The 24,444-nt window shown below is 42.6% G+C and carries 21 protein-coding genes; 2 read left to right on the top strand and 19 right to left on the bottom strand.

Annotation, left to right across the window (positions count from 1 at the left end; genetic code table 11):
* The 7 genes from KQI91_RS05120 to KQI91_RS05090 all read right to left on the bottom strand — a co-directional run bounded on the left by KQI91_RS05120 (window position 1) and on the right by KQI91_RS05090 (window position 7,031).
* Window positions 1–1,473: a sulfatase-like hydrolase/transferase gene (locus KQI91_RS05120; protein WP_216391777.1), complete on the bottom strand. Its 1,473-nt coding sequence runs from the start codon at window positions 1,471–1,473 to the stop codon at window positions 1–3.
* A gap of 12 nt (window positions 1,474–1,485) precedes the next feature.
* On the bottom strand, window positions 1,486–2,232 hold the full coding sequence (locus tag KQI91_RS05115) for an ABC transporter ATP-binding protein (protein WP_216391776.1): 747 nt from the start codon (window positions 2,230–2,232) through the stop codon (window positions 1,486–1,488).
* A gap of 14 nt (window positions 2,233–2,246) precedes the next feature.
* The gene (locus tag KQI91_RS05110; protein ID WP_216391799.1) at window positions 2,247–3,023 is read right to left on the bottom strand and encodes an ABC transporter ATP-binding protein; all 777 of its coding nucleotides are present in this window, start codon (window positions 3,021–3,023) and stop codon (window positions 2,247–2,249) included.
* Entirely contained in the window at window positions 3,002–3,793 is a 792-nt protein-coding gene (locus KQI91_RS05105) for an ABC transporter permease (protein WP_216391775.1), read from the bottom strand. Before KQI91_RS05105 ends, KQI91_RS05110 begins: the two co-directional genes overlap by 22 nt.
* Window positions 3,790–4,578: an ABC transporter permease gene (locus KQI91_RS05100; RefSeq protein ID WP_216391774.1), complete on the bottom strand. Its 789-nt coding sequence runs from the start codon at window positions 4,576–4,578 to the stop codon at window positions 3,790–3,792. Before KQI91_RS05100 ends, KQI91_RS05105 begins: the two co-directional genes overlap by 4 nt.
* 94 nt (window positions 4,579–4,672) lie before the next feature.
* Window positions 4,673–5,719, bottom strand: coding sequence for an ABC transporter substrate-binding protein (locus KQI91_RS05095; RefSeq protein ID WP_216391773.1), 1,047 nt, complete (start codon window positions 5,717–5,719; stop codon window positions 4,673–4,675).
* A 283-nt stretch (window positions 5,720–6,002) separates the two neighbouring features.
* A complete protein-coding gene (locus tag KQI91_RS05090; protein WP_216391772.1) occupies window positions 6,003–7,031 on the bottom strand; it encodes a LacI family DNA-binding transcriptional regulator in 1,029 nt (342 codons plus the stop codon).
* Window positions 7,032–7,198: 167 nt separating this feature from the next.
* On the opposite strand from KQI91_RS05090, the gene KQI91_RS05085 reads away from it, so the two are divergent.
* Window positions 7,199–7,762 (top strand): TetR/AcrR family transcriptional regulator, encoded by a 564-nt coding sequence (locus tag KQI91_RS05085; RefSeq protein WP_216391771.1) that lies wholly within the window; start codon window positions 7,199–7,201, stop codon window positions 7,760–7,762.
* Between the two features lie 120 nt (window positions 7,763–7,882).
* Entirely contained in the window at window positions 7,883–9,850 is a 1,968-nt protein-coding gene (locus KQI91_RS05080; protein WP_216391770.1) for an oleate hydratase, read from the top strand.
* 177 nt (window positions 9,851–10,027) lie between these two features.
* On the opposite strand, the gene KQI91_RS05075 is transcribed toward KQI91_RS05080, so the two are convergent.
* The 12 genes from KQI91_RS05075 to KQI91_RS05020 all read right to left on the bottom strand — a co-directional run bounded on the left by KQI91_RS05075 (window position 10,028) and on the right by KQI91_RS05020 (window position 24,440).
* Window positions 10,028–11,017, bottom strand: a complete 990-nt coding sequence (locus KQI91_RS05075; RefSeq protein ID WP_216391769.1) for a LacI family DNA-binding transcriptional regulator — start codon at window positions 11,015–11,017, stop codon at window positions 10,028–10,030.
* 64 nt (window positions 11,018–11,081) lie between these two features.
* Window positions 11,082–12,107 (bottom strand): ABC transporter permease, encoded by a 1,026-nt coding sequence (locus KQI91_RS05070; protein ID WP_216391768.1) that lies wholly within the window; start codon window positions 12,105–12,107, stop codon window positions 11,082–11,084.
* Complete coding sequence (locus tag KQI91_RS05065) at window positions 12,100–13,608, bottom strand: sugar ABC transporter ATP-binding protein (protein WP_216391767.1); 1,509 nt, start codon at window positions 13,606–13,608, stop codon at window positions 12,100–12,102. Before KQI91_RS05065 ends, KQI91_RS05070 begins: the two co-directional genes overlap by 8 nt.
* Window positions 13,609–13,732: 124 nt before the next feature.
* The gene (locus KQI91_RS05060; RefSeq protein ID WP_216391766.1) at window positions 13,733–14,788 is read right to left on the bottom strand and encodes a substrate-binding domain-containing protein; all 1,056 of its coding nucleotides are present in this window, start codon (window positions 14,786–14,788) and stop codon (window positions 13,733–13,735) included.
* 85 nt (window positions 14,789–14,873) lie between these two features.
* A complete protein-coding gene (locus KQI91_RS05055) occupies window positions 14,874–15,788 on the bottom strand; it encodes a sugar phosphate isomerase/epimerase family protein (protein ID WP_216391765.1) in 915 nt (304 codons plus the stop codon).
* On the bottom strand, window positions 15,785–16,834 hold the full coding sequence (locus KQI91_RS05050; RefSeq protein WP_216391764.1) for a Gfo/Idh/MocA family protein: 1,050 nt from the start codon (window positions 16,832–16,834) through the stop codon (window positions 15,785–15,787). The genes KQI91_RS05055 and KQI91_RS05050 overlap by 4 nt, the downstream gene beginning before the upstream one ends.
* Before the next feature lie 267 nt (window positions 16,835–17,101).
* Window positions 17,102–18,091 carry a Gfo/Idh/MocA family protein gene (locus KQI91_RS05045; protein WP_216391763.1) on the bottom strand — a complete coding sequence of 330 codons (990 nt, stop codon included), beginning with the start codon at window positions 18,089–18,091 and terminating at the stop codon, window positions 17,102–17,104.
* Between the two features lie 163 nt (window positions 18,092–18,254).
* Window positions 18,255–18,977 (bottom strand): FUSC family protein, encoded by a 723-nt coding sequence (locus tag KQI91_RS05040; protein ID WP_216391762.1) that lies wholly within the window; start codon window positions 18,975–18,977, stop codon window positions 18,255–18,257.
* Window positions 18,978–18,995: 18 nt separating this feature from the next.
* Window positions 18,996–21,272 (bottom strand): formate C-acetyltransferase, encoded by a 2,277-nt coding sequence (pflB, locus tag KQI91_RS05035; RefSeq protein ID WP_216391761.1) that lies wholly within the window; start codon window positions 21,270–21,272, stop codon window positions 18,996–18,998.
* A gap of 137 nt (window positions 21,273–21,409) precedes the next feature.
* Window positions 21,410–22,684 carry an SLC13 family permease gene (locus KQI91_RS05030; RefSeq protein WP_253288361.1) on the bottom strand — a complete coding sequence of 425 codons (1,275 nt, stop codon included), beginning with the start codon at window positions 22,682–22,684 and terminating at the stop codon, window positions 21,410–21,412.
* Between the two features lie 110 nt (window positions 22,685–22,794).
* Window positions 22,795–23,703 carry a LysR family transcriptional regulator gene (locus KQI91_RS05025; RefSeq protein WP_216391759.1) on the bottom strand — a complete coding sequence of 303 codons (909 nt, stop codon included), beginning with the start codon at window positions 23,701–23,703 and terminating at the stop codon, window positions 22,795–22,797.
* A gap of 206 nt (window positions 23,704–23,909) precedes the next feature.
* On the bottom strand, window positions 23,910–24,440 hold the full coding sequence (locus KQI91_RS05020; RefSeq protein ID WP_216391758.1) for a EutP/PduV family microcompartment system protein: 531 nt from the start codon (window positions 24,438–24,440) through the stop codon (window positions 23,910–23,912).
* Window positions 24,441–24,444 lie beyond the last annotated feature (4 nt).

The following is a 24,444-nucleotide window of genomic DNA, read 5'->3' as shown; positions in this document are numbered from 1 at the left end:
CTACCTCATTTTCAGTCCTATGCGGTCATACAGTTCCTGTGGTGCTTCATTTTCCTCCATAAGTTCCTGCATAGCCTGTAGCATTCTTTCTTCCACTTCCTTATCTGTAACAGAGGTATTCTGATCCGGATCATTCTTCAGGTCAAACAACAGATCTCCATATTTCATGTGTTCTTCATACTGATAGCACGAATTGTTCGGAGATGTTGCCCCGGATGCCGGTATCTTCATAACCGGTATTCCTTTTGTAAATCCAAAGTCTTTTACCATTTCAACATCTGCTGCCTGAAGTTCTTCTACAGAAAACGGTTCAAACATATGTAATGGAACAATCGTATAGTTATTCAGACAGTCCTTCTCTTCTCGTCCGGCACGCATGTATACATATCTTCCATCTGTAATATTGACATGCTTTCCGAAGTAACCAAACAGAATGTAATCGTGAATTGTCTCTTCATTCTTTAATACAGGGAAAAGTGATCTTCCTTTCATATCAGATGTCGGTGCAATTCCAAAGTAATCCAGGATCGTAGGTGCAATGTCAATCGTCTGGCAAAGCTGCGAACGTCTCTCACCCGCACAGCCAATTGCAGGATTCCAGATAAAAAATGGTGTATGAACGATCTGATCATAATTAGGCATATAGTTTTTCCCGAAGAAGCCATGTTCACCCAGCATGTATCCATGATCTGTATTGACGATCAGCATGGTATCTTTCCACATATCATGTTCATCCATAAAATCCAGGATTTTTCCAAAGTATGCATCTATCATCGAAAGAACTGCCCTGTAATTTGTTCTTGCTTCATTTACTTCTTCTGAATCTTCACTCACTTCTCCATAAAAAGGCCAGTCAAACGGCTGCTCTTTATCCGTATACATTTTTTTGTATTTATCCGGCACAAAATAAGGTTCATGAGGATCAAAATATTCTATATGTAAATACCAGTTATCTTCCTGATAGTTTTTTTCAAGAAATTCAAGTCCTGCCTGACACGTTTTCACATGCGGATGGTTTTCTTCTCCCTGCATGTACTTTCTGTTTACTTCATCCTGACGATGAAGATCTATGTTTTCTTTAAATCCTTTTGCTTCGCCTTTCCAGAAGTCTCCTTCCTGGCCTCTTATCATCTCACATGATGCAAACTTGGTATGATAAGTACTTCCACCTTCCTGCCAGTAATGCGCGTGATCTGTCACACAATGCGTATATATTCCGTTTTTTCCCAGCATAGATGCAATAGAATCATCAAAAGGTTCCAGTGGTCCCCAGCATCTGTGCAGGAAATTGTATCTGCCTGTATGAAGTTCTCTTCGTGCAGGAATACAGGGCAGACTTCCTACATAAAAATTATCAAACGTAACGGTTCTTTCCGCCAGTCGGCGAAAATTCGGCATGATCGACAGATTATCTCCATAATTTGGAAGGTATTTTCTGTTCAGCGAATCATACATAACAGTAATTGCCCTCATAGGTTCACCTCTCTACCACCATTTAATCAATTCTGTAACTTCATTTCTCAGTTTAACAAACTCCGGTGCCGCAATGTCTCTCGGTCTTGGAAGATCATTGATCAGTGTTTTCTTTACCGTAGTCGGTTTGTTGGTAAGAATCATAATCTTATTTCCAAGATAAACTGCTTCTTCAATATTATGGGTAATAAACAGAACCGTTGTCCCTGTCATCTGCCAGAGTTTTACCAGTTCATCTTCCAGCTTAAAACGAAGTTCGATATCCAGCTGTCCATATGGTTCGTCCATCAAAAGGAGCTCTGGCTCCGTTGCAAATGCTCTTGCAATACTCACTCGCTGAAGCATACTTGCCGAAAGCTGTTTCGGATAATATTTTCTGTATTTTGTAAGACCTACGATTTCCAGATATTTGTCTACCTGTTCTTTTTTTCTTGCTTCAGGAATTTTCTTGATATCAAGGCCAAAACGGACATTTTCTTCTACCGTAAGCCATGGCATGGTGGAATCTCCCTGAAAGATATACGCAATATTCTGTTTTTTCGGATCTACCTGTTCTCCATTTAAAAGAATTTCTCCCTCTGTAATGTCATAAATCTTTGTAAGACTGTTCAGGAACGTTGTTTTTCCACAGCCTGTAGGACCAACTACACACAAAAGATCTCCGTCCTCTACATCAAAAGACATATCATTTAATACAAGTAGGTCTCCAAATTTCTTTGTCAGATGATTTACTTTTACTTTCGCCTTTTTTTCACTCATTGTATACCATCTCCCTATAATGTACTGTCCAGAACACTGGTTATCTCTTTACGGAGAGCCAGGAATTCCGGGGAAACCAGATTTCTCGGTCTTGGCAGATCAATAATATATTCTTTTTTTACGGTTGCCGGGCAATTCGTAAGCACCAGAATTCTGTCTGCCAGATAAAGAGCCTCTTCAATATTATTTGTTACAAAAATGACGGTTCGTTTTTCTGCTTCCCAGATTCTCTGCAACTCCTCCTGCATCAAATATCTTGTCTGCGCATCCAGTGCTCCGAACGGTTCGTCCATAAGCATTAATTTTGGTTCATTGCAGTAAGCCCGTGCAATACCAACTCGCTGTCTCATACCTCCTGACAGCTGCACCGGGAAAGACTTCTCAAATCCATTCAGGCCAACAAGATCAATGTATTTCTGTGCGCGCTTCTGTCTTTCTGCTTTGGGAACTCCCGCCATTTTTAAGCCATATTCCACGTTTCCCATTGTAGTCATCCATGGAAAAAGTGCTGTCGACTGAAATACAACTCCTCTGGAAGGATCCGGTTTTGTAATTTCTTTTCCCATAAATTTCATGCTTCCGACCGTTGCTTTTTCAAATCCGGCAATCATATTAATGATCGTTGTCTTACCGCACTGTCCAGGTCCGAAAAGAACCAGAAATTCGTTTTCTCTTGCTTCCAGTTCAAAATTTTTAACTACCGGATGTTCTCCCTCCGGAGTAATAAAGGTTTTGCTCACATCTTTACATTCTACAATAATATTGTGATTTATTTTCCGCTCTTGTTCCATCGGCATAATACATCCTCCGCTCTTCGCATTATAATCGCCAGAATATAACCAACAACACCGATCATCACGATTCCGGAAAGGATCTGTATCATGTCATTGTTATTCATTCCGGCTACAATCATCCAACCAAGACCTTCTGAAGATCTTACCATCTCTGCTGCCAGTACGGTTGCCCAGCTGCTTGAAATCGCAACCTGTAATCCTGCAAAAATATTTGGTACAGAAGCAGGAAGCACGATCGTAGTAAAGATTTTACGTTCACTTGCGCCAAGCATTCTCGCTGCATTGACAATTTCCGGATCAACACTTCTGGCTCCTGCCATAGAGTTTAATGTTGTATTGGAAAATGATGCCAGGAAAATCAGGAAGATCTTCGCATCTTCTCCAAGTCCGAACCAGATAATGGAAATCGGAATCCACGCGATCGGAGGAATCGGGCGGATAATTCTGAACAGCGGATTAAAAATCGCTTCCGCAACCCGATACCAGCCCATCAAAAGTCCAAGTACCACACCAACTACCGAACCAATGATAAATCCGATCATTACTCGCATCAGACTGTATCCCGCATGTGCCAGAATACTATGACGTCCGACTTTTCCTACAATGCCTGCGCCTACAGCTTTTAATACATCAACAGGTCCCGGAATGAGTAACCCAAGCTGTGTAGCCTGTGTTCCCCAGTACCATAAAATGACAAATGCACCTATGGAAATCACAGCACAGACAGCACCTATTGATTTTTCAGATAGTTTTTTTCCGTTTGTCATTTTGCATTCATTCCTTTCGCAACATGAATTTCCACCAGATGCAGCAATGCATCAAATACTGCTCCTACTGCGCCTATCGCCAACATTCCTACAATAATGATATCCGGTCTGGAAATCGCTCTTGCCTGCTGGATCATATATCCAAGTCCTTTTGTAGATGCAAGAAGTTCAGCCGCAACCAGTGCTGTCCAGGATGTTCCAAGAGCTACACGAAGTCCGGTAAAGATCATTGGAAGTGCTGTCGGAATTGCAATTTTAAAGAGTTTCTGACTGTCTGATGCTCCAAAAACATCTCCAACCCACAAATGTGTCTCTTTTGTCTGACGTATTCCTGTGTAGCTGTTTACAATACAAGCGATCAGTGCCCCCAGAAAGATAACCAGTGCTTTTGAAGTAATTCCAATACCAAACAGCAAAATAAACATTGGAATCCATGCAAGTCCCGGAATCGGACGGATCAAGTCAAACAATGGTCTTACAAATCTGTCTACCCATTTGTTCCATGCCATCGCTATTCCAAGCGGAACTCCTACGATCGCGCCCAATGCATATCCCAACAGTGCCACCTTGATACTGGACCACAGATGTGCCTGCAAAGTTGCCCCATCCGGTGCTTTCGTATGCAGCTTGTCCAAAAACGTATTAAAAACCTTTACCGGTCCCGGAAATACGGTTTCTGATTTCATATGAAATACATTGATGCACAGATACCAGATTATGATCACCGTACAAACCGAGGCAACGGAAATACAAAAATATTTCGTATTATTATTCTTTTGCTTCATAATTTCCTCCATATTTCCTCTCATATTACTTGTGGGACTGATTTTCAATTCTGTTGAATCAAAATCGTCCCACAAATAATTCGGCTATTTTCTATCAGGATTCTGTATTTCTGCTTTTTACTGTCTCAATAAAAGATTTATCAATGCTGTTTTCTACATTTTTGATATCGTCTTCTGTGAGCATTTCCTGATCTACATAGAACTCGCCGATATTCAACATAAATGCACCTAACTGATTTTCATCTGTATCTACAGTGTCTCGCGTGAAGTAGTCTTTTACTTCTACTTCAGTATTCATATCCGTATCGCTGTATGTGATTCCTTCGTCTGCATACCACTGCATTGCAACTTCTTTTCGTTCATCTTCATTTGCCATGATATCTTCACATGCCTTATAGTAGCATTCCAGGAACAGTGTCAGATCATCTTTTCTCTCTTCTGCCACATCGTTCTGTGTGAAAATGGTATCAATGATCGGGCTGTCAGAAACCATATTCATGTCACATACTTTTACGTAACCTGCTTCTTCAAGCTGATTTGTATATGGCATCTTGTTGGCAATCAGGTCTCCTTCTCCTGTAACAAATGCCTGATATGCCTGTGGATAATCCATGGAAACCATGCTGAAATCATCCGCTGTCAATCCAAAATGTTCCATATATTTGATTGCCTGATAATGAGCTGTTGTTGCCAGAGGTCCAAGAATGGAAGTTCCCTTTAATGTCTCTGCACTTCCAATGATTCCATCTTCATCCGCACCTGCTTTTGCTATGTCGCTGTCTTCTCTTACATAAATTGCTTCACCGCCTGTTGTGATAACACCATCACCAATATATGTATACATTCCTGTTCCCAGTGCATAAATGGAAGCCATTCCGCTGACAGCCACATCAAGTTCTCCTGCTGCCATTGCTTCATTGATCGGTGCACCTGTTGCAAAGATTTCAATATCTACGTCCAGTCCTGCATCTTCAAAATATCCTTTTTCCTGAGCCCAGTGTACCGGAAGTCCCAGTGAGTTTGCCATTGTTCCAACGATCAGTTTTTCTCCGGAACCTTTCAGTTCATCTGCACTTACCGGAACAGCAATTGTTCCTGCAAGCATACATGCTGCTACTGCTAATGCCAATCTTCTCTTCATATAAAAACCTCCTGTTATTCATTTGTGTTAGCTGCCTGCCTTGTTTTTGAATACGTATTCATTTGATGTTTTATTTATATCATGAATAATAATTTTTGTCAATAAGTTTCCTGTTACCTTCTCCTTTTTTGGTTATATTCAATAATATTTTTTTATTATTTTTGTAAGATATACATATTTCACCCTTTATTTTGTTTATAACATATTGTTTTTTGTCCGTTTTGTATATTTTAGTCAAACAAAAAAAACAGTATCAAAAAATGACACTGTTTTCTTATATTTCTTATCTGACCGTTGTATCCCGGATCTCAAGATGCGGTCTGATCCATTCATGTGCACTTATGCTCTCTCCACTGATCAGCTTCAGCAGAAGTCCACATGCCTTGCTCACCATTGTATCAACTTCAACATGTATCGTGCTCATCTTCGGTATCAGTACAGAGGACAACGGTACATCATCCATCCCCAGCACCTGAACCAGCTCCGGAATTTTTATATTATGGTTTCTCAGTGCCTGCACAACACCAAGTCCTACAATATCGCTGTAAGTAAAAATAGCTGTTTTTTCTTTTGTAAACTCCTCTATATTTCTGACGGCACATTCATATGCACTGCCAATTCCGATCTTGCAGTCAAAAATATCATTTTCATCAAGAGTGTATCCACATTCTGCCAGTCCTGCCCGGTATCCTTCCATACGTCTCCTGGCATCCGATTTTTCGTCGCTTACTGTTATATGTATCTTTCTGTACTCCGGAAATCCCCCATAATACTTTCCGGCAAGATAGCCGCCATAGTAACTGTCTGAAAAATAGTAATTCAGATTTTCACGTATCTTACTGCCCGCATTCATCATGAACACGCACGGAACATGAAATTCCTCTATGAGCTCAATTTCATTGTCAGAAAGTTCCATTCTCAATACAAGAAATCCGTCTACTTTTTTCTTACGGACAATTCTCTCAAAGCTAGAAAAATCATCTGCATCACGGTCATAATAGATAACCATTATATCATAATCGAAATGGCTTAATTCTCTCTGGATCTCATCATAAATATAAGCAAGCATACTGTTTTCTGTCATACCGACAAAATGCTTGGGAAACATAATTCCTATTGTTCCCGTTTTGCTCGTCCTCAAGCTCTGAGCCTGACTGTTAAGCTGAAAATTGTACTCCCTGGCCTTGCGCAGAATGTATTCCTTTTTCTCCGGAGTCACCAGATCACTGTTATTTAATGCTCTTGAAACAGTTGACTGTGATACCCCGATCAGTTTCGCAAAATCCCTCGACGTCATACTTTTTTTATTCATACCCTTCTCCTGAACAACAATATTATACTTAAAATTGTCATTTTATTTATGATTATAACCGATTTATACGCTGTTATCAATATTCCCCTTAACAACTCTTGCCCGATTCAGACGCCTTTTGTATAATACAAATATCAACAAAAAAACGCTACTGTGGAGGAACTGTCATGTCCAATATCACCAAACGTGCCCTTGCCGAATCTCTGAAAAAACTGCTTTTAAAGAAACCGCTTACCAAGATCACGATCAACGACCTTACCACTGACTGCGGAATCAGCCGCATGGCATTTTATTATCATTTTAAAGATATCTATGATCTCGTCGAATGGACATGCCTCGAAGAATCACGTAAGGCCCTCCAGGGTAAAAAGACGTATGATACCTGGCAGGAGGGACTCCTTCAGATTTTTGAGGCCGTCTACGAAAACAAACCCTTTATTATGAATGCCTACAGTTCCGTTCACCGTGAACAGATTGAAAACTTTCTTTTTCAGCTCACCCACGACCTGATCATGGGTGTTGTTGAAGAACAGGCAGAAGGCACTTCGCTTGCAAAAGAACAAAAAAGTTTCATTGCTGATTTTTATAAATACAGTTTTGTCGGCATCATGCTCGACTGGATCTGCCATGGAATGAAATCCGATTATACTTCTATCTGTGAAAATATGTGCATCACACTACATGGAAACATCACAAATTCTATCCAGAACTTTACAAAACACGACAAATGATAAGTTTTTACTCATTCCAGATTTTTTGTCAATTGAATTCATCTGCAAATGGCAATACTATAAAAGACACAAAGAACAAAGAAACACATCATCACAAATAAATGAAAGGTGGTTTTTTATATGTCTAAAAAAGGATTAAAACTTGGTGTCGCACTTGCAGCAGGAGCCGGAGCAGCCGCAATGCTCGCAAAAAACTCTCAGGAAAATAAAGAGATCAAAGCTACAAAGGCAAAAAAAGCCGAAGCTTCCCGCTCTGACTACCGAAATACAGAACGTGGCAAATATGAAAAAAACAGCAAAGGCATCTACTATACAAATGGTAACTACGAAGCATTTGCCCGCCCGGAGAAACCGGAAGGCGTAGATGACAAACACGCTTACATCGTCGGAAGTGGTCTGGCATCTCTCGCTGCTGCCTGCTTCCTTGTCCGTGACGCACAGATGCCTGGTTCCCATATCCATATCCTCGAAGCTATGGACATTGCCGGTGGTGCCTGCGACGGTATCTTTGATCCGACACGCGGCTACATCATGAGAGGCGGCCGTGAGATGGAAAACCACTTCGAATGCCTCTGGGATCTGTTCCGCAGCATTCCTTCCATTGAGACACCTGGCGTTTCTGTTCTGGACGAATACTACTGGCTGAACAAACATGACCCGAACTACTCTCTCTGCCGTGCAACCGTAAACCGTGGCGAAGATGCTCATACAGACGGCAAGTTCAACCTCAGCCAGAAGGGCTGCATGGAGATCATGAAACTCTTCATGACAAAGGACGAAGACCTCTACGATAAGACCATCGAAGATGTTTTCGACGATGAAGTATTCAACTCCACCTTCTGGCTGTACTGGAGAACCATGTTCGCATTCGAAAACTGGCACAGTGCCCTGGAAATGAAACTCTACTTCCAGCGTTTCATCCATCATATCGCAGGACTTCCGGATTTCAGTGCCCTGAAATTCACCAAATACAACCAGTACGAATCCCTGATCCTTCCTATGCAGAAATATCTGGAGGAAGCAGGCGTTGACTTCCAGTTCAACACAGAAGTTACCAACGTGATCTTTGAATTCAAGGACGACAAGAAGATCGCATCTGCAATCGAATGCAAGGTAAACGGCGTGGAAAAAGGCATTGTCCTTACCGAAAATGATCTCGTATTCGTCACCAACGGAAGCTGTACAGAAGGTACGATCTACGGTGATCAGAACCATGCACCGAATGGTGATGCGGAAGTTCGTACAAGCGGCTGCTGGTCCCTCTGGAAAAATATCGCAGCGCAGGATCCGTCCTTCGGACATCCGGAAAAATTCTGCTCCGATATCAGCAAGACCAACTGGGAGTCTGCAACGGTCACAACTCTGGATGACAAGATCATTCCTTATATCACGGACATCTGCAAACGTGATCCACGTACCGGCAAAGTTGTTACAGGCGGTATCGTAAGCTGCCAGGATTCCAAGTGGCTTTTAAGCTGGACTATCAACCGTCAGGGACAGTTCAAGGATCAGGACAAAGACAAAGTCTGCGTATGGGTTTACGGTCTGTTCACAGACGTACCTGGCGACTATATCAAGAAACCAATGAAAGACTGTACCGGTAAAGAAATCACCGAAGAATGGCTGTACCATCTTGGTGTTCCGGAAGATCAGATCGAGGACCTCGCAGAAAACAGTGCTGTATGTGTACCGACCATGATGCCTTATATCACCGCATTCTTCATGCCGAGAACCAAGGGCGACCGCCCGGACGTTATCCCGGATGGCTGTGTAAACTTCGCATTCCTCGGCCAGTTCGCAGATACTCCGCGTGATACTGTATTCACCACAGAATACTCTGTCAGAACTGCTATGGAAGCTGTTTACGGACTCCTCGGCGTTGACCGTGGCGTGCCGGAAGTATGGGGAAGTGTTTATGATATCCGTGAACTCTTAAGCAGCAGTGTCAAACTGATGGATGGTAAATCTCCACTAGAAATCGACATTCCTGGAGCAAACCTTATCCTGAAACCAGTACTTCATTTCATCAAGGGAACTGTGATCGAGAAAGTATTGAGAGACTATGATGTACTGAAAGATGGCATGTGATCTTAAAATCCTATAAAATGTGCAATATTTCTATAATATGTGCTACTGCATACGAGAATCATTTGTGATACCTTAATATTGCACACATATTCAAGAAAACACCGGAACAGATTTCATAACCTGCTCCGGTGTTTTTCTTCTGTAATGTCGCATATTCTGTTCATAATTTCTCTGTTTTTATGTTGATTCTCTGATCACCAGTTCTGTATCAAGCAGAAGCGACTTCATCTCTTCCTGTGGATCTTCAATCAGCTCCAGAAGCATTTCACAGGCTGTATAACCCATCTGGAATTTCGGCTGATTGACGGTTGTGATCGAAGGTGATGTCATAGAGGATAACTCAATGTTATCAAAACCGACCACCAGAATATCCCGCGGTACATGAAGGTGAAAACGCTTCGCCGCCCGGATCACTGCCGCTGCAAAGACATCGGATATGGTAAAAAATGCATTCGGTCTGCTGTCAGAATTCAGCAGTCTGCAGACCGCCGCATATGCCATCTCATAGTTTACCTCCGGAAGCTGAACGATCCACTGCTTCGGTACCATGATCTCTGCTTTCTGCAGTGCATTCATAAATCCCTCCTGACGTCTCCTGGCATACTTGAAGTTCCCCGGTCCATTGATCAGTGCTACCTTATTCCCACCATTTGCGATCAGATATTCTGTGGCATTTTCCGCAGCACGCACGTCATCAATACTGACATACGGATAATCTGCATGTTCATTATATTCACAACACTGCACCAATGGTGCGATCGCCCGGATCTGATTCAGAGAATCTTCTGAAATCCGGTTCAGAAGTATTACACCTGCTGCATCCACTCTTCGCAAAAGATTACAGAAATCCAGCATATTGCCTTTATTCAGATGTGATTCATGAATGAGCAGATGGCATCCATGTGCTTTTGCAGAGACTCTGGCTCCACGAATAATTTCCTGATAAAAAACATTCTCGATTCCGGGAATATTCAAAACGATCAGCGGCTGTGTCTCTTTTGAGACAGTTACCGTATTCTCCATCTGACATCCCAGTGTCCTCATGGCTTCCTCAACCCGCCGTATCGTCGGCTCTTTGACCAGTTCTCTGTGATTCAATACTCTTGATACAGTTGCCGGAGAGACCTGCGCTTTCTCGGCAATTGCAGAAACTGTTATCTTCTTCATACATACTCTCTTTTTCAGGGTTTTCTTAAATTATAAAGTATTTTCTGCCTGTTTAACAGAGATATTATTCCGCTTTCTTAAATTTCTGTTTGATCTGCGGTCCCACGATCTGCACCATGATCACCAGAAGCAAAATGATTCCTTTGATCGCATTGTTGATAAGAGAGTCCATCTTAAGGGACACAATAATCTTATCGATAATCGTATAGGACATTGCACCGAACAGAATTCCCAGGCATTTTCCCCTGCCACCGGACATACTGATTCCGCCGAGAACCGCCGCTGCAATTGCGTACATTTCATAACTGTTTCCTGTGGTTGCCGGGTCTGCGGAAGCATTCATCGCGATCCAGAGAAAAGCACCGATTCCAACAAGTGCACCCGCGATCACAAATACAGATATTTTCACCATTGCCGTATTGATTCCCGCCATCTGTGCACCTTTCATGTTACTTCCTACTGCATAGACTTTTTTTCCGTATTTGGTGCTTGTCGTAATATAAACAAAAACAAGTGTCATAATGATCAGGATCAGACCAACGATCGGAATCGTAGAAACCTTGCCATTTCCGAAATTATAAAGCGTCTGATAAGAAGACTGGCTGTTTGCCATCTTATATACCGAACTGCCGCCTCCGATCAGTGCTTTATCCACATGCTGACAGAAATACTGTGCAAAAGAACGATAGATCAGCATGGTTGCAAGTGTAACGATAAATGCAGGCATCTGGATCCATCCTACCATCACCCCATTGAGAAGTCCGCAGAATGCGCCAAACAGAACTGCAAATAAAAATGTAAGCAAAATACTGTTTGTCATGTTAAAGATGATAACCGAAAAACCGCCGTCCAGTGCCAGCATAGAACCTACTGAAAGATCGATCTCTCCGGTAATACAGATCAGCCCCATTCCAAGTCCGATAATACCGATCACAGCAGAATGACGGAAAACATTCATCATGCCACTCCATGTCAGTCCGTTTGTTGTCAGTGCATATACAATAAAAATAGCAACAAACACAACTATGTAACTGTTTTCTCCCAAAAATCCTGCAATGCGTCCAGGAACCGTTGTCTTCTTTTTATTCATGTTGTTTTCCCTCCTCTGCCTGTGCTGCATTCGTTGAATACATCATAACTGTCATCTCGTCAATTTCCTGATGTTTCAAAATCTTTATGATCTCTCCATTATAAAATACCGCACAGTAATCTGCCACTTTCTGGATCTCCGGTATCTCCAGCGTATTGATCAGGATCGTTTTCCCCTGCTTTGCAAGCTCCAGGATCAGCTTATAGATTTCTGCTTTTGCCCCTACATCAATTCCCTGTGTCGGATTATCCAGAAGAAGTATTTCCGCATCTGTGTTCAGCCAGCGTGCCAGGAAAACTTTCTGCTGATTGCCGCCACTTAAGGATGTGATCAGATCTTCACTGGAATTTGCTTTGATATTCAGCATATCTTTGTATTTCTGATACCTTTGCTTTTCACGCTTTCTGGATATGATCGGTTTCCATGCAGAAAGTGTGTGTTCTGACAGATATACATTTTCCAGAATATTCATATCCGGAATTACCGAATTTTCTTTTCTGTTGGATGCCAGCATTGCGATCCGGTCCTTCATGGCTTTGTGGATCGTATGATCGTGCATGATATCTCCCTCAACACGCATCTCTCCACCATATGCCCTGGTAACACCAAACATACACTGCATCAGTTCACTGCTCCCGGCTCCCTGAAGTCCGGTCAGGCCTACAATGCTGCCCTTTCTGACAGTCAGGTTGATATCATGAAATCCTTCCCCACTGAAATTTTTCAGTTCCAGAATGGTATCGCCCAGTTTTCTCTCTTCATACACATCCTGATCGGAATATTTCTCACCAACCATCATCCGGGTAACTTCTTCCGGTGTCGTATCTTTTATATTTCCGGTTCCGATAAATTCTCCGTTTCGAAATACCGTATATCGGTCGGACAGCCGGAAGATCTCCGGCATTTTATGTGAAATAAAGATAAAGGAAGTTCCCTTTTTCTTTAAATTATTGACGATTTCAAAAAGATGCGCTACTTCATCATTATTTAATGATGTTGTCGGCTCATCCAGAATCAGAAGCTTCGCTTTAAAAAATAATGCTTTTGATATCTCAAGCAGCTGTTTCTGACTTGTTTTTAATTTTGAGACCTGCAATGTCGGATCTATGTCCACACCCAGCTCCTGAAACAGTCTCTCCGCCTCCTGAATCATTTTTTTCTTATCCAGTCGACCCAGTTTTGTTGTATATTCTTTTTGAAGGAAAATATTTTCATAAACCTTCAGATCATTAAACAGATTCAGTTCCTGATGTACAAAGGCAATTCCAAGACTCTCAGATTGTCTGATCGTGATATTTTTCAGTTCGTTCCCATCAAATTCGATTTCGCCTTTATCTCGCGGAAATACACCAGTCAGCACATTCATAAGTGTTGACTTACCGGCACCATTTTCACCGAGAAGCGCATGTACTTCTCCTTTTTCTACTGTAAGCTGTACGTTTTTCAGTACAGGAACTCCGCTGAAGGACTTACAGATGTCTCTCATCTGCAGCAAACTCATAATTCTCGCCTCCCTGTCTGATTTTTCCGGCTGATGCTCCTTACTCCTCTATCGGCTAAAGGGAACTTTATAAAAAGTTCCCTTTACCGTATTTAGTATGCTTTTATAGGTTTCCTGTTCAATCTTAGAAAGAAGGATAATCTTTTACGTTGTCCTTATTAACGATCTCACAAGCAATCACGTGATCCTGCTCTACATCGTTGCCATCCAGATAATCTACCATATCCTGGATCGCTGTCTGGATCATTGCCGGGCTGTATGTTACGGATACGATACCACCGAACTGATCTGCGATATCTGTGAAGGATTCGCCGCGAAGTACTGCATAAAGCTCATCCAGTCCGCCGCATCCTGTCAGATAAGGTGCATTTCCGAGGAATTTTTCTTTTGTTGCATCGTCAATTCCACCACCCTGAAGTGCTTCCAGGATTCCCATTGCCAGCTCATCATCTTCTGCATAGAACCATTTGATGTCCGCATTGGATGCATCACCAAGAAGAGATTCAAAAGATGTCTTTGTATCGGAACGGCTCCAGTTCATAGCTCCTGAATAGGTGATAGAATCCAGATCATCTTCTGACCATTTTGCATCGTCTGCAATTGTCTTTCCATCGTATTCCAGTTCACCGGTCAGGTACTTGGTAAATCCACCGTCACGGAGAGTTGTTACAGAAGAAGTATCTCCTTCATAAACATAAACTGCATCGCCCGGTTTCAGACCTTCATCTACAAAATAAGCTGCACTTGCTGCACCGATACCTTCGTTATCGCCTTTTACATTGGATACTGCGCTGTCAGCCACACCATCAATGATACGGTCAAATGCTACGTATGGGATCTCAGCATCAACCAGCTGCTGGATTGCAGACTGAACAGTGTCATCGATCGGCTGAATAACAACTGCGATATTGTCTTCGCCTGCTGCAATAATATCTTCAATATTAACGATCTGTTCTGCTGCATCTGCAGATGTGATCAGTTCTGCGCTGTAAGTTCCGGCACCATTTACTTCTTCAATCTTTTCTTTTGCAAATGTTGCTACGGAACCAGTCCAGCCATGGTCTTCCGGTGCTGTCAGTACATAAATATGTGTAGCATCTCCTCCGTCTGCAAATACAGGAGTTACCATACTTCCCATTGTCATAGCTGCGATCAGCATGCAAACTACTGTTTTCTTCATAATTCATTTCCTCCTTTTTGGAATTTAAGTTTTAATAAGCGGTCTCTCTGCCGCGTTATTTCTTTCTCTGATATTTTCTGTTTTCTCAGATCACAAACTGTCTCATGTATCTGAGAGAAAGTCTTAGGCTGTCCAGAATTCTCTCTTCTGAATCCTCGAACGCTTTGTCTTCTACTTCGATACAGGTATATCCTTTATAACCGATATCGGTCAGTGCAGATACGTATTTTCCCCAATTTACATCTCCGAGTCCCGGAAGTTTTGGCATCATATACTGAAGCGGATATGCCATCGTACCGCATTCTTTCAGTTTTTCTCTGAAAAGTTTGATATCTTTATAATGTACATGGAAGATCTTATCTTTAAACTCATAAAGCGGCTGGATGTAATCAATCATTTGCCATACAAAATGAGACGGATCATAATTGATTCCGATATAATCACTGTCAAGAATCTCAAATACTTTTCTCCAGATTACCGGTGTGGTCATCAGGTTCTGTCCACCCGGCCACTGGTCACCGTCAAAAAGCATCGGACAGTTTTCAATCGCAATGCGTACTTTCTTTTCTTCTGCATAACGCACGATCGGAATCCAGATCTCTTTTACCAGTTCCAGATTTTCTTCTACAGTCTTTGTCTGGTCACGACCGATAAATGTTGTTACCAGATTAATTCCGAGTTTCTGACTTGCATCGATCACTTTGTACAGATGTTCTATGTTCGCAGCTCTTTTTTCCAGATTTCCATCCATGGTATTCGGATAAAATGCAAGAGAAGAAATCTCAACGTTTTTGCTCTTGCAATAGGAAAGGATCTCGGCTGCTTTCGCATCATCCAGTGTAGATACATCAATGTGGCAGACACCTGCATAGCGTCTTTCTGCTTTTGCATTCGGCCAGCAGGCTACTTCTACACATTCATATCCCATCTCCGAGATAGTATCGATCATCTTTTTGAAATCATAATTTTCAAGAATCGCACTGACTAACCCTATCTTCACAGCAATTCCTCCTCATCTATCCGAACTGTTCTGCCCAGTTCGCTTGATTTCAGACTTCCGAAAATAGCCTTCATTGCACTGAGTACGCTTTTTCCCGGAACAGCCGGTTCTGTATTGTTTTCTACAGATTCCACAAAAGCATCAATAATTCCTGATTTTGTCTGATTATCATTTGTCTGAATCTGATCAATATCATAGAATACTTTCCCGCCATCTTTACGGATCAGTTCGATGCAGTACTCCGGATCATGATAGATCTTGAGCATTCCTTCTGTTCCATAAATAATTGTGGAATTATCTTCCTCTCCATAATAAGTCCAGCTGGCTGTCATCGTTCCGATGATACCACTTTTCATTTTGTAAATGCAGATTGCATTGTCGTCTACACCGATCAGATTTCCGTCACTGTCTCTTTTATCCAGCGTCGTTACTTTTGCCGTAGTTTCTTCTACTGTATCATCAAGGAGATACTGGATTAAATCTGTCTTATGCACTCCAAGGTCTGCCATAGCTCCCATAGCTGCCCGTTTCTTATCAAAAAACCAGTTATGCGGACCTGCATCTACGCTCCATGTCTCCGGACCACCATGACCAAAGGTCGTTTTGAAAGTAAGGACTTTTCCAATATCGCCTCTTTCAATCAGTTTCTTCGCTTCCGCATGTGCTTTGGCAAATCTCTGATTCTGTCCGATCATCAGCTTTTTGCCCATCTTTTCAGCTGTTTCTACCATCATCTGGCAATCTTTCAGATTTGTCGCCATCGGCTTTTCACATAACACATGTTTTCCGGCTTTCAATGCCGCAATCGTGATCTCAGCATGCACATGATTAGCTACGCATACACTGACTGCATCGATTTCCGAATCCGCAAGCAGTTCTTCCACACTTTCATATGACTTGCAGTGATATTTATCTGCCAGTTCTTTCGCACGCTGCAGATTCAGATCATAAAGGCCTGTCAGTTTTACATCCGGATTGTCCAGATATTCTGGAATATGGCGAACCTGTGCGATTTTTCCACAGCCTATGATTCCAACTCTTACCAATTTTCTCCCTCCTCTATGATTTTTTCATTTTTTGTTTCATTTTTCATCTAAAACATATCATTTTTCACTTTCACGGTCAATATTTTTGTGCTATTCGTATATTTATTCTATGTATTGCATCTTTTTATTATTCATTTTTGATATATATTGCTATATTTTTCGTTTCATTTCTGAAAACTTTTCATTTCTTTCATCTGCAATAATTGTACAAAAAAAGATCCTATAATTTTTCAATCATAGAATCTTTTCTCGTGCTTTTCTATCTGATTATCTCTCATCCGCGGGAAATATGATTCCGCACTGTCTCCTCATTTCATCCATAAGTTTCATGGCATTTAAGGATCGTTCCGTATGTGGCTGCACATCTTCCTCGTCGTGGATCATTTTCAGGAAATGTTCCAGCTCGTATTTCATGCTGTTTTCTGTTTCCTGCTGCCAGAGGATTTCTTCGCTTCCATCCCGGTAAACGATCCTGACGTTTTCCGGGCTGTTGCTCTCTCCACCAAATAACAGGGTTCCGTTTTCTCCCTGTACCTCACCTGGTAATGAAGAATCTGTGATCTTGGAATAAGATACTTCTGCGATTTTATCCGGATACTTCGCGAGGATATTTCCGGCTCCGTCAATGTCACCGCGGAGCATGACAGAAAATCCGGTAATTTTCTCCGGCATTCCCAGGAGATAAAGCATTGCATGCACGCTGTACACACCAATATCCATCAGCGCTCCGGCGGAACATTCTCTCCTGAAAATATTATGTTCCTGCCCTTCTTTGAAACTGTCATAACGGCTCGAATACTGACAGTAACTGAAGGCAGCCTTGCGGATTGCCCCGAGTTTGGGCAGATTTTCTCTGATCACTCTCATTCCCGGATGGAATACCGTTCGCATAGCCTCCAAAAGGAGCACGCCCTGTTCCTGTGCCATGCGGAACATTTCTTCTGCCTCTGCATGATTGGATGCAATTGCTTTCTCGCAGAGTATGTGTTTACCAGCTTTCAGAAGCTTCATTGCATGTTCATAATGCATGTGGTTCGGACTGGCGACATAGACCGCCTCCACATCCTTATCTGATGCAAGTGCATCCAGACTGTCATAATACTTCTCTGCCCCCTGCTCGCTGGCAAACTGTTCTGCTTTTTTAATATCACGGGAATACACTGCCACAAGTCTAAAATCCTGGCATTCTTTTGCTGCGCTTAAGAATTTCTTTGTGATCTTACTCGTTCCGATTGTTGCAAATCCTGTACTTTTCATTCTTTTCTCCTGTTTCATTTTATGTATCGTCATTTTCGAATCTGTTGTTATTTATGATTTTAACAATTTTTAAATCTAAGTGCCAGTCTTATTCTGAAATATTTTTCCAGGCTTTTCTGCGCACAAAAAGAACACCCGCCATCTCTGCGGGTGCCCTCAACCATTATTTTTGTCTATCTTTTATTTTTGAAAGAAATTCGTAAAACTTTTCATCTTCCGCTCCGAAATTTTCACGCTCTTTTTTTCGGGATGTGCGGTTTTTGTTTATGTAAGATTTAAAGGCATCTTTTGTTTCAGCCCAGAAGGTCAGTAAAGAAACACCTTTTTCTCTGTCGTGCTTTGAGGGAAACAGCACATACAAAAGAAGTGCGATCAGCACACCTCCTCCTGTATCAAGGATGCGGGCGATTGTGTATGGGAGTACCCGCTCCGTACCAACCGTGTAGATCACGACAAAGTAAATCACGCTTCCAGGCTGAATCGCTGAGTCTGCACCCAGTGCAAAATTACACCAGATCACAAGACACAGACCGGAAACAAGCCATATCCAATCAGGGATCCCAAAGGGCTGACTGGTATACAATTCATAAAAAGGAATCACCAGAAGACCGCCAACCAGAGTGCCGATCACCCGGTTGATTCCGTTGTGGAAGCCTTCTTCAAACTGGCTTCCAACCGCATAAACTGCACCGATCAGTGCAAAACACGGATTTCTTTTGCTTAGGAGGTATTCATAAACTACGGCAGTGATCAATACTGCCAGAGCAGTACGCCACATCCTCGCCCGGATCCGGGGAGATTTGAAATTCTTGAGTGGCGTAAGCTGCCATTTGTCCGGCACCTGTGCTCTGTCCAGCATTTCCTGCGGTCCAAATCCAAATGCCATAACAATATCAGTCCCTTATTACAGTCTCTTATGGCAGGTACGTGCGATAACGTCAAGCTGCTGTTTCTTTGTCAGGGAAATGAACTTAACAGCGTATCCGGAAACACGGATGGTAAAGTTCTGATATTCTTCTTTTTCCGGATGTTCCATTGCATCGATCAGTTTCTCAGTGCCAAATACATTGACATTCAGGTGATGCGCATCCTGTGAGAAGTATCCGTCAAGGATGTTTACCAGATTTTCTTTGCGCTCTTTTTCTTCATGTCCAAGTGCATCCGGATTGATAGTCTGTGTATTGGAAATACCATCCAGTGCCCAGTGATACGGAATCTTTGCAACAGAGTTCAGGGAAGCAAGAAGTCCGTTCTGCTCTGCGCCGTAAGACGGTGAAGCACCTGGTGCAAAGGAAGTATATGCTTTACGTCCGTCCGGTGTAGCTCCTGTAGCCTCTCCATATACTACGTTGGAAGTAATGGTCAGGATAGAAGTACTCGGTTTGGAGTCACGATAGGTGTGGCGACGGCGGATCTTGTCAAAGAAAGTACGCAGAAGCCAGGTTGCGATCTCATCTGCACGAGGATCGTCATTTCCGTAGCGTGGGAAGTCTCCTTCGATCTCGAAATCTTTTGTAATGCCTTCTTCGTCACGGATGATCTTGACTTTGGCGTATTTGATCGCACTGAGGGAATCTACAACATGTGAAAATCCTGCGATACCAGTTGCAAAAGAACGCTCACAGTCGTTGTCGATCAGGGCCATCTCTGCTGCTTCATAGTAGTATTTGTCATGCATGTAGTGGATCAGGTTGAGCACGTTTACATAGATGTCTGCGAGCCAGTCCATCCACCAGTCAAATTTCTCGATAACTTCGTCATAATCCGCATATTCAGAAGTGATCCTTGCCATTGCCGGTCCGCACTGGATTCTGTGTTTCTCATCGAAGCCACCGTTGAATGCGTACAGCAGTGTTTTTGCAAGGTTTGCACGGGCACCGAAGAGCTGGATCTCTTTACCTGTCTTTGTTGCGGAAACGCAGCAGCAGATAGAGTAGTCATCTCCCCATTCCGGTTTCATGACTTCGTCGTTCTCGTACTGGATGGAGCTTGTATCAACAGAAATCTTAGCTGCATATTCTTTGAAAGCTCTCGGAAGGCTCGGGCTGTAAAGAACAGTGAGATTCGGTTCCGGGCTCGGTCCCATGTTTTCCAGAGTATGAAGGAAACGATAGTCTGTCTTTGTAACCATGTGACGTCCGTCAAGGCTTGTTCCGCCGACTTCCAGAGTTACCCATGTCGGGTCACCGGAGAATAACTGATTGTATTCCGGAATACGTGCGAATTTTACCATTCTGAATTTCATGGTCATGTGGTCGATCAGTTCCTGTGCCTCGTCTTCTGTGAGGATTCCTTTTTCGATATCACGCTGAATGTAGATATCCAGGAATGTAGAAATACGTCCGACGCTCATTGCAGCACCGTTCTGTGTCTTGACTGCTGCCAGATATCCGAAGTACAGCCACTGAACTGCTTCGTGGGCATTTCTTGCCGGTCTGGAAATATCATATCCATAGATCTCAGCCATCTTCTTCATCTCGTTGAGAGCTTTGAGCTGCTGGCTGATCTCCTCACGCATACGGATAACATCGTCGTACATGTTTCCACATCCTGCGCGATAATGAGCTACTTTTTTTGCCTCGATCAGACGGTCGATTCCGTAAAGAGCCACACGACGGTAGTCACCTACGATACGTCCACGTCCGTAAGTATCCGGAAGACCTGTTACAACGTGTGTCTTTCTTGCAAGACGCATTTCCGGAGTGTAGGCACCAAAAACAGCATCGTTGTGCGTTGTCACATAAGTTGTGAAGATTTTTTTGAGTTCCGGATTGATCTCATATCCGTAAGTCTCAGCAGCCTGAACTGCCATACGGATACCGCCATAAGGCATGAATGCACGTTTCAGCGGTTTGTCTGTCTGTAAGCCTACGATCTGCTCCATATCTTTGAGGTCTTCGCTGATATATCCAGGTCCGTAAGCGGTCAGACCGGAAACAACTTCTGTTTCACACTCCAGAACACCGCCCTTTTCTCTTTCTTCTTTCTGCAGCTTCTGTACATGGTTCCATAATTTCTCAGTTCTCTCAGTCGGACCTGCCAGAAAACTTTCATCTCCATCATATGGTGTGTAGTTTTTCTGAATGAAATCACGAACATTGATCTCTTCCTGCCAGATTTCTCCGCGGAAGCCATCCCATGCTCCTTTGCTGTCAAACTTTCCAGGTTTTGTCATTGGCATTGCCTGCATCCTCCTTCTTTGCTTTGCGTTTCCTTTGTTGTGCTTATTATATCCAAAGATCTGTGCTAATAACAAATTAATGATATGTATGGTACTATAGGAAAAACTTATGGACTTTTAAACGAACAATCTGTGTTTTAATAAAACGGAAACATCAGTGGCATCAGAAAGATTGTCATTAATGCAAGGATCAGTGCCAGCGGCGTTCCGCATTTCAAATAGTCCTTAAACGTATATCCGCCTGGTTCAATGATCATGATCTGACACGGTGCTGCCATCGGAGTCATAATTGAGATACAGCTTGCAGTAAGGACACCGACAACTGCTGCACGCGGATCCACACCAATTTTAAGGCAGGCCGATGTAACCAACGGAATAAAAATCGTCAGCGTTGCAAGATTTGACATTACCTGTGTAAGCAGGAACGGGATCATAAAGAATACAGCCATCATAATATATGGATTTGCTGTATCACCAAGGATCCGGATCATCAGATCAGCCACAAGGTCACCGGCTCCGGTTACTTTGATTGCATCTGAAAGAGACAATACACCTGCAAACAGAAAGATCGTCGGCTGGTGAATCGAATTCAGTGCTTCCTTTTCGGAAAGAACACCGGTAAGTACTAAAAGAACTGCACCAACACACGCAATAAGGTACATTTTTATACCGATCACATTTTCAAAAAGCATCAGAACGATCGTGCCAAGCACAATGATCAGAGCAAGTTTTTCTTTAAAAGGACTCAGCTTTTCAGACGCTTCTGTCCCGTGTGCACTATCGTCAAATTTGTTGTTGTCAATGTCCGGCATCAGTTTATGACCAATAAAAACCATGTAAGCAATTGCAACAATAAGCAGTGGAATTCGCGCAATGGTAAAATCCCATACATGCAGAGCATGCGGCGCACCGCCTTCCATCATGATATCGTTCCATGTCATGTTGCTGGCACCCTGTCCCAGAAAAGTCATAGAAGTAGCAACATTTGCACATGCCATAGCCGGAAAAAGAAGTTTACTGCGGCTGGTTCCGATATCATTGGCAATTCCAACAAGAAGTGGAATCATAATAGCAGCAGTTGCTGTTGCATTTGTGATACACGCCATAAGAGATGCAGCCAGACAGGATAATAAGATCAGCATACGGGGATTCTCTTTATAACGGATAACAAGATTCTGTGCATGATCGATCAGCTTTGTTTTGGTAAGTCCCGCACCGATCACAAACATTGCAACAAACATAACAACATTTGTATTAACAAATCCACTAAATGCTTCTTCGGGGGTTCTGACTCCTGTCAGAATAAGGGCGATCATAATTCCAGATGAAATAACTGCAATCGGAATTTTGCCTGATGCAAAAGCAATGATCGTTACCAGCAGGATCACTAAGGTAATTTGTAAGGGTGTCATACTTTTCTCCTTTGCATATGATAATATTTTAACAATGAATACAATCATATCTCAGGGTTCACGCAAAGTACAGTTCGCTTTTTTCAATATATCTTTCGTTTCATTCAAGATTATCTGACCTGTTTACAGATAATCTTATACAATTTCTGAATTTCTTTTCGGAAAACCGTATCTTTCATAAAAACCAGATTCAGTTCTGTATGCAAAGGCTCCTCGCCAACAGAAAGTGGAAGAATCCTGTCTGAAAAAAGACTGTTGAAGATCATATGATCCAGTGTGATCATAACCGCCTGATTACATGCAACACAGGCAAGTCCCGTACGGGTTCCACTGATCTGGTAACCGATATTTGGTATCAACTCATTACGGGCATAAAGTTCATCTGCTTCCTGACGAAACGTCGTACCTGGGAGCTGCATTACGTTTTCTTCTCCTGCACATTTCGACAGGTCGATCCATGGATATCGAAATCCTTCACGTAATATAGCCTGTGTTATGAGTGGATGAGTTTTTTCCACCGCGATAACCGTTTCGCAGGATTTTACAAGCTGATATTCATAGTCAGAATCTCTCTTATCCGTCGTAGCAAGAATCACATCCACTTCCTGCCTGCGGAGCATTTCCATAAGATTTGCTGCCGAATATTCCTGAAGAACTATTTTCATATCCGGATAAGTCTTTCTGAACGCAGGAAGGACTTTATCCAGGACTACTGTAGAAAATGAAGGCTGTACACCTATCTGAATTACTTTATTACTGATATTGGCAAAATGCTGCATCTGCTGCTTCAGTTCCAGTTGGAGCTGTTCTATTTCCTGACATTTCTGAATATAATATTTTCCGGCTTCTGTCGGAACAAAACGTTTCCCGACACGATGAAACAAAAGAACATTCAGCTCACTTTCTCTTGCCTGCACAAATCTGCTCAGTGCTGAAGGAGTGATGTAAAGCTTATTGGCAGCTTTCGTAATACCGCCCTGACGGGCAACTTCCAGAATATATTGTATATTTTTATCCATGAGATCTCCTCCTGACAGACTTTCCCTTAATTCTTTTTTCTTTTTACCTGTTACGCCGTCAATTGTCAATCCGTTATGAGCAGGTAACGACACTGAACTAAAAAAAGAACAATTACCAAATGTGTCATTGATATCTACTTGATATGAAAAAAAAAGAAGACCATCTCTGATCTTCTCTAATAATATTCCTCATATTTATTAATTTTTTATCTGATATTCTCCGGATACTCCACGCCCTCCGGCAACGGCTGCCATTCGTTCAGGCCAAGGCTCTGCTTGAACTTTGCCTGCTCGAGGGTGAGTTTCGGAAGGTCGTCCTTGAGGTAATCCATCAGTTCTGAGATTCCCTCTCTTGTTACGTTGTTGACCTCGAAGATCCGCTCGCAGCCCATATTCTCCATCCACTGACGGACCATTGGAAGGTTCGCATAGGGGGAGTCTACTTTTGTGATAATGCCGATCAGCGGGCGAAGGAGAAAGTTCCTGCTTCCGTCGCTGAACAGGTTAAACGGCTCGTTTGCCGCCTGCACGATTGCGATCACGTCTGCCTCGAAGGAAAAACATGCCAGACCGACGCTGAAATGCTTGGATTCTGCGTATTCTCCCGGAGAATCAATCGTATCTTCATTTGAATTTGTATACTGGGTCTTGTGATAGTGGAGTTCCTCACCCTTCAATGCCTGGGTCAGAGAGGTCTTACCTGCTTCACTTCGCCCCATCAAAAAAACTTTCTTCATTATT

Origin of the sequence: Blautia sp. MSJ-19 (assembly GCF_018918125.1) — a bacterium.
Classification (GTDB): domain Bacteria; phylum Bacillota; class Clostridia; order Lachnospirales; family Lachnospiraceae; genus Blautia_A.
This window is presented reverse-complemented; position numbering and strand designations above follow the sequence as displayed.

What these genes read in the sequence shown, in the direction of transcription:
- KQI91_RS05095 (WP_216391773.1), bottom strand. Translation starts at nt 5,719, where the DNA reads ATGAAGAGAAGATTGGCATTAGCAGTAGCAGCATGTATGCTTGCAGGA.
- KQI91_RS05100 (WP_216391774.1), bottom strand. Translation starts at nt 4,578, where the DNA reads ATGAAGCAAAAGAATAATAATACGAAATATTTTTGTATTTCCGTTGCC.
- KQI91_RS05090 (WP_216391772.1), bottom strand. Translation starts at nt 7,031, where the DNA reads ATGAATAAAAAAAGTATGACGTCGAGGGATTTTGCGAAACTGATCGGG.
- pflB (WP_216391761.1), bottom strand. Translation starts at nt 21,272, where the DNA reads ATGCCAATGACAAAACCTGGAAAGTTTGACAGCAAAGGAGCATGGGAT.
- KQI91_RS05045 (WP_216391763.1), bottom strand. Translation starts at nt 18,091, where the DNA reads ATGAAAAGTACAGGATTTGCAACAATCGGAACGAGTAAGATCACAAAG.
- KQI91_RS05060 (WP_216391766.1), bottom strand. Translation starts at nt 14,788, where the DNA reads ATGAAGAAAACAGTAGTTTGCATGCTGATCGCAGCTATGACAATGGGA.
- KQI91_RS05120 (WP_216391777.1), bottom strand. Translation starts at nt 1,473, where the DNA reads ATGAGGGCAATTACTGTTATGTATGATTCGCTGAACAGAAAATACCTT.
- KQI91_RS05110 (WP_216391799.1), bottom strand. Translation starts at nt 3,023, where the DNA reads ATGGAACAAGAGCGGAAAATAAATCACAATATTATTGTAGAATGTAAA.
- KQI91_RS05070 (WP_216391768.1), bottom strand. Translation starts at nt 12,107, where the DNA reads ATGAATAAAAAGAAGACAACGGTTCCTGGACGCATTGCAGGATTTTTG.
- KQI91_RS05085 (WP_216391771.1), top strand. Translation starts at nt 7,199, where the DNA reads ATGTCCAATATCACCAAACGTGCCCTTGCCGAATCTCTGAAAAAACTG.
- KQI91_RS05080 (WP_216391770.1), top strand. Translation starts at nt 7,883, where the DNA reads ATGTCTAAAAAAGGATTAAAACTTGGTGTCGCACTTGCAGCAGGAGCC.
- KQI91_RS05075 (WP_216391769.1), bottom strand. Translation starts at nt 11,017, where the DNA reads ATGAAGAAGATAACAGTTTCTGCAATTGCCGAGAAAGCGCAGGTCTCT.
- KQI91_RS05025 (WP_216391759.1), bottom strand. Translation starts at nt 23,703, where the DNA reads ATGGATAAAAATATACAATATATTCTGGAAGTTGCCCGTCAGGGCGGT.
- KQI91_RS05105 (WP_216391775.1), bottom strand. Translation starts at nt 3,793, where the DNA reads ATGACAAACGGAAAAAAACTATCTGAAAAATCAATAGGTGCTGTCTGT.
- KQI91_RS05065 (WP_216391767.1), bottom strand. Translation starts at nt 13,608, where the DNA reads ATGAGTTTGCTGCAGATGAGAGACATCTGTAAGTCCTTCAGCGGAGTT.
- KQI91_RS05020 (WP_216391758.1), bottom strand. Translation starts at nt 24,440, where the DNA reads ATGAAGAAAGTTTTTTTGATGGGGCGAAGTGAAGCAGGTAAGACCTCT.
- KQI91_RS05115 (WP_216391776.1), bottom strand. Translation starts at nt 2,232, where the DNA reads ATGAGTGAAAAAAAGGCGAAAGTAAAAGTAAATCATCTGACAAAGAAA.
- KQI91_RS05030 (WP_253288361.1), bottom strand. Translation starts at nt 22,684, where the DNA reads ATGACACCCTTACAAATTACCTTAGTGATCCTGCTGGTAACGATCATT.
- KQI91_RS05040 (WP_216391762.1), bottom strand. Translation starts at nt 18,977, where the DNA reads ATGGCATTTGGATTTGGACCGCAGGAAATGCTGGACAGAGCACAGGTG.